The sequence below is a fragment of the Natroniella acetigena genome (assembly GCF_023227745.1).
GTDB lineage: Bacteria > Bacillota > Halanaerobiia > Halobacteroidales > Halobacteroidaceae > Natroniella > Natroniella acetigena.
In genome coordinates, this window is sequence record NZ_JALKBX010000093.1 from 1 (window position 1) to 4,642 (window position 4,642).

Annotated in this window: 6 protein-coding genes and 1 riboswitch; all 6 genes read left to right on the forward strand. The window is 34.6% G+C overall.

Annotation, left to right across the window (positions count from 1 at the left end):
• Positions 1–404 precede the first annotated feature (404 nt).
• The 6 genes from mobB to MWH25_RS12545 all read left to right on the forward strand — a co-directional run bounded on the left by mobB (position 405) and on the right by MWH25_RS12545 (position 4,441).
• The gene (mobB, locus tag MWH25_RS12520) at positions 405–887 is read left to right on the forward strand and encodes a molybdopterin-guanine dinucleotide biosynthesis protein B (RefSeq protein WP_248627989.1); all 483 of its coding nucleotides are present in this window, start codon (positions 405–407) and stop codon (positions 885–887) included.
• 42 nt (positions 888–929) lie between these two features.
• Positions 930–1,073 (forward strand): ATP-binding cassette domain-containing protein, encoded by a 144-nt coding sequence (locus MWH25_RS12525; protein ID WP_248627990.1) that lies wholly within the window; start codon positions 930–932, stop codon positions 1,071–1,073.
• A gap of 218 nt (positions 1,074–1,291) precedes the next feature.
• Positions 1,292–1,549 carry a TIGR03905 family TSCPD domain-containing protein gene (locus MWH25_RS12530; protein ID WP_248627991.1) on the forward strand — a complete coding sequence of 86 codons (258 nt, stop codon included), beginning with the start codon at positions 1,292–1,294 and terminating at the stop codon, positions 1,547–1,549.
• Between the two features lie 53 nt (positions 1,550–1,602).
• A riboswitch (SAM riboswitch) is annotated at positions 1,603–1,696 on the forward strand.
• 86 nt (positions 1,697–1,782) lie between these two features.
• Entirely contained in the window at positions 1,783–2,832 is a 1,050-nt protein-coding gene (locus MWH25_RS12535; protein ID WP_248627992.1) for a methionine ABC transporter ATP-binding protein, read from the forward strand.
• On the forward strand, positions 2,804–3,475 hold the full coding sequence (locus MWH25_RS12540; protein WP_248627993.1) for a methionine ABC transporter permease: 672 nt from the start codon (positions 2,804–2,806) through the stop codon (positions 3,473–3,475). The genes MWH25_RS12535 and MWH25_RS12540 overlap by 29 nt, the downstream gene beginning before the upstream one ends.
• 156 nt (positions 3,476–3,631) lie before the next feature.
• On the forward strand, positions 3,632–4,441 hold the full coding sequence (locus tag MWH25_RS12545; RefSeq protein WP_248627994.1) for a MetQ/NlpA family ABC transporter substrate-binding protein: 810 nt from the start codon (positions 3,632–3,634) through the stop codon (positions 4,439–4,441).
• Positions 4,442–4,642: the final 201 nt, after the last annotated feature.

Genomic DNA, 4,642 nt, shown 5'->3' on the forward strand with positions numbered 1-4,642 from the left:
CTAAGAGCGGATTTTTTTCATCACGGAGGGTTCGCAGAACCTGGAGAGAAAGAGCATTGAATAGTGAATAATGAATAGTGAATAGTGAATAATGAATAGTTAAAACAAATTTACAATTTACAATGAACAATGTACAGTTAAAATTCAAGTAATAAATAGCAACAAAAAATCTAAGAGCGGATTTTTTTCATCACGAAGGGTTCACAGAACCCGGAGAGAAAGGGCAGTGAATAGTTAAAATCAATTGATAGTTTTCAATTGATAATTGATAGTGGAAGAGATTAAAAGCATAAAATAAATTTAAATTATATTAAGGAAGTTAAAAATCAGTTGGTTTGTTTTGTTGTTTGGTTTTAACTATCAATTTTCAATTCTCAATTATCAATTAAAAAGGAGGTTTGTATATGATTCCAGTTGTTTCAATCATTGGTTGGTCTAATTCAGGTAAGACAACCTTTATCACGCATTTAATTCCTGAATTAAAAAAAAGGGGCTATAAGATAGCGACAATCAAGCATGATGCCCATAAATTTGAGATAGATAAGCCTGGGAAGGATAGCTGGCGCCATCGGAAAGCAGGAGCAGCTCAGGTTGTGTTGACTTCTCATGAGAAGTTGGCTCTGATCAAGGAGGTAACTGAGCAGGTTGAATTGGATTATATTATGGAACACTATATTGATACAGAGTTTGATTTGGTGATAACAGAAGGTTATAAGACAGGAGACAAGCCTAAAATCGAAATCTTTAGACCAGCAGTTCATGAAGAGCCAGCGTTACCGGAAGATGAGCTATTAGCAAGGATTATTAATGATTATCAACAGCCAGAAATGTTGGCAGAGAAGGTGATAGAGATAGCTGATTTGATTGAAGAGAAATTTTTGGCGTGATCTTAATCTTGATTTTAATTATGGTAGGTTTAGGAACATTATATGATCGAAATTAAAGATCTGAAGATAGATTTAGGAGATTTTGCTGTTAAAGATATTTTTCTAACTGTACCAGAGGGTAAGTGCCATGTGATTATTGGCCCGACAGGGAGTGGCAAGACATTAATTTTAGAATTAACTATTTAAATTTCCTGAAATAGATGTTATACTAATAAGAAGCACTGAATAATGAATAGTGAATATTGAATATTTAATAGTTAGATATCAAAAAGAGTTAACTTAGATGTTTTTAAATTGGTTTTATAAGTTGTTGATTATTTAGTGTATGGTTTTTTATGAACTTCAATTATTCAATATTAGATATTAAATATTCAATATTAAATGTAACCAAGGGGGCAGTAATAATGGAAGTTTTTAAAACAAGTGGTACTTGTGCAGATGAGATCAGATTTGAAATTGAAGACGGAGTAATTGAAAAAGTTGATTTTGTTGGTGGTTGTAATGGAAGTTTAGCTGGGATAGCAGCTTTGGTTGAGGGCCAACCAATAGAGAAGGTAGCTGAGAAGTTGAAAGGGATAGCTTGTCGTAATGGGACTTCTTGTCCAGATCAATTGAGCAAGGCTTTACAAGATTTGGTAGCAAAGGAAGGTAAAACCGTTTGACAAACTAGGGATTAATTTGTTATGATACATATAACTTAATAAAGTTTTGGATTCTCTTATCCAGAGTGGCGGAGGGACTGGCCCTATGAAGCCCAGCAACCAGCACTTTCATCTAAGTGCCTGGTGCTAATTCCTGATAGATAAGAGGGGAAGCTAGCTATTTTACTTCTTCTCTTTGAGGGGGAGTTTTTTTGTTTTTCTAAAGAGAAAAGATTAAAAAGGAGAGAAAGTCAATGATTAAAATTAATAATTTGCAAAAGGTTTATCGAAGTGCTGAGCAGGAAGTTATTGCTCTACAGAAGATAGACTTAGAGATTGAAACCGGAGAGATTTTTGGGATTATTGGCCCGAGCGGAGCAGGCAAGAGTACATTAATACGTTGTTTGAATCTATTAGAAAAGCCAAGTAGTGGAGATATTATAATAGCAGGTCAAGATCTAACTGAGTTGACAACTAAAGAATTACGAGAAGCTAGAAAAGAGATCGGAATGATCTTTCAGAATTTCAACCTATTAAAGTCACGAACTGTTGCTCAAAACGTAGCATTTCCTTTAGAACTTGCAGGGGAGAAGAAAGATAAGATTAAAAGCAAAATATATAAATTACTTAAGTTAGTTGGATTAGCTGATAAAGCAGACAGTTATCCTAGCCAACTAAGTGGGGGCCAACAACAGCGAGTAGGGATTGCTAGAGCATTAGCTAATGATCCTCAAGTCTTATTATGTGATGAAGCAACCTCTTCTTTAGATCCAGAAACGACCAACTCAATTTTGGAATTATTAAAAGATATCAATCAGAAGCTGGGAATTACTATTGTTTTAATTACTCATGAGATGGAAGTTATCAAAGAGATCTGTACTAAGGTAGCAGTTTTAGAGGCAGGTCAAATTGCTGAACAGGGTGCTGTGATCGATCTATTCTTAAATCCCCAACAAGAAGTTACTAAAAGGTTTGTCCAAGGTGTGATTAATGCTGACTTACCAGAAGAGTTCTTATTTTCAACAGATAATGCTACTGGGAATGGTAGTTTAGTCAAGATATCTTTTATTGGTCAATCAGCTAAGCAGTCACTTATTTCTGATTTGATTCATAAGTATCAGATTAAGGTTAATATTTTATATGGTAATATCGATAAGATTCAAGGAGTTAGTTTTGGTACTTTAGTAATTGGGATTGAAGGTAATAAGCAACAAGTTAAAGAAGCAATTAAGGAGTTGGTCGATTTAGATGAAGTAAAAGTAGAGGTGATTCAGGGTGCAGAACCTGTTAGAGATATTGGTTAGTGATAGTGAGCTGTTATGGGGGGGGTTACAAGAGACAATCTATATGGTGGGTCTTTCAATGGTGATTTCAACCTTTTTTGGACTGTTGCTAGGAGTAGGGGTAGTCGTTACAGAGAAGGATAATTTATTAGAAAATAAATATATTAACTTTGTTTTAAGTATAATTATTAATGTTGTCCGTTCAATCCCTTTTATCATTTTAATGGTGGCTATTATTCCATTCACTCGTCTATTAGTCGGAACTTCAATTGGTACTGAGGCAGCAATTGTTCCCTTGACGGTAGCAGCTATACCTTTTACTGGTAGGATTGTTGAAAGTGCTATCAAGGAAGTTGATCAAGGAATAATAGAAGCTGCTCAAGCTATGGGAGCTACTTCCTGGGAGATTATAATTAAGGTTTTAATTCCTGAAGCTTTGCCTTCGCTAATCTTGGGATTGACCATAACTGCAATTACATTAGTTAGTTTTTCTGCAATAGTGGGAGCAGTTGGTGGAGGTGGTTTAGGAGATATTGCAATTAGATATGGTTATCAGCGCTTTCAAACAGATGTAATGCTTAAAACGGTATTACTGTTGATTGTCATGGTGCAAGGTTTACAAGGTTTTGGGAATTGGTTAGCAGCAAAAGTAGACCACAAATAAAGAGCAGTGAATATTGAATACTGAATATTGAATAGTTAAAAAGCAATGAATACTGAATAATTGAAAAGCAATAAGAATAATTATACTTTTAATTTGAATTATAATTATTCAATATTAGGTATTAAATATTAAATGAAAACGAGGAGGAGAGAAGTAATGAAAAAATTATTAGTAGTCTTGAGTTTATTAGTAGTAGCAGGGTTGGTAATAGGTTGTGGAGGAGCTGAAGAAGCAACAACAGAAGTAGAAAGAATAACAATAGGAGCTACTCCTGTTCCACATGCTGAGATTTTAGAGGATGTAGTTAAGCCGTTATTAGCAGAAGAAGGGATTGAGTTGGAGATAAGGGAGTTTACTGATTATGTAACCCCTAATCTTGCCTTAGATGATGGGAGTATTGATGCTAACTTTTTTCAACATACTCCTTATTTAGATAATTTCAGTTCTGAAAGAGAGTTGGATTTAGTGGATATTGCTAGTGTTCATATTGAGCCGATCGGTCTTTATTCAGAGCAGATTGACAACTTAGATCAGCTTGAAGAAGGAGCGTTGATTGCAATTCCTAATGATACAACTAATGAGGGAAGAGCACTCTTATTATTAGAGGAAGCAGGGCTGATTGAATTGAGTTCTGAGGCTGGCTTAGAAGCTACACCGGTTGATATTATTGACAACCCTAAAGATCTAGAATTTAGAGAATTAGAAGTAGCTCAATTGCCTCGGTCGTTACCTGATGTTACAGCAGCAGTGATCAATACTAATTATGTTTTAGAGGTTGATCTGATTCCAACTGAAGATTCATTGATAATTGAAGGTAGTGAATCACCTTATGCCAATGTTTTAGCAGTTAGAGGAGCAGAACGGGAAGATGAGCTGTTAAATAAGCTAGCAGATGCTTTGAATTCACAGCAGGTTAAAGATTATATTGAAGAAGAGTATGGAGGTTCTATTGTACCTGCATTTTAAAGTGAATAATCTCTAAAATAAGATGCCTCAAGGCATCTTATTTTTATTTTCTATTAAGGATTGAATTTCAAGAATTATTGGACATTGGGTCTGATTTGACGTTATAATATTAATATAGGATTACAAAATAGACGTCCTATGTCAAGTAAAAATTTGGAACTTAATTTTAGGGTATAGTTTCCCCTAGGTCAATTTTTGAAA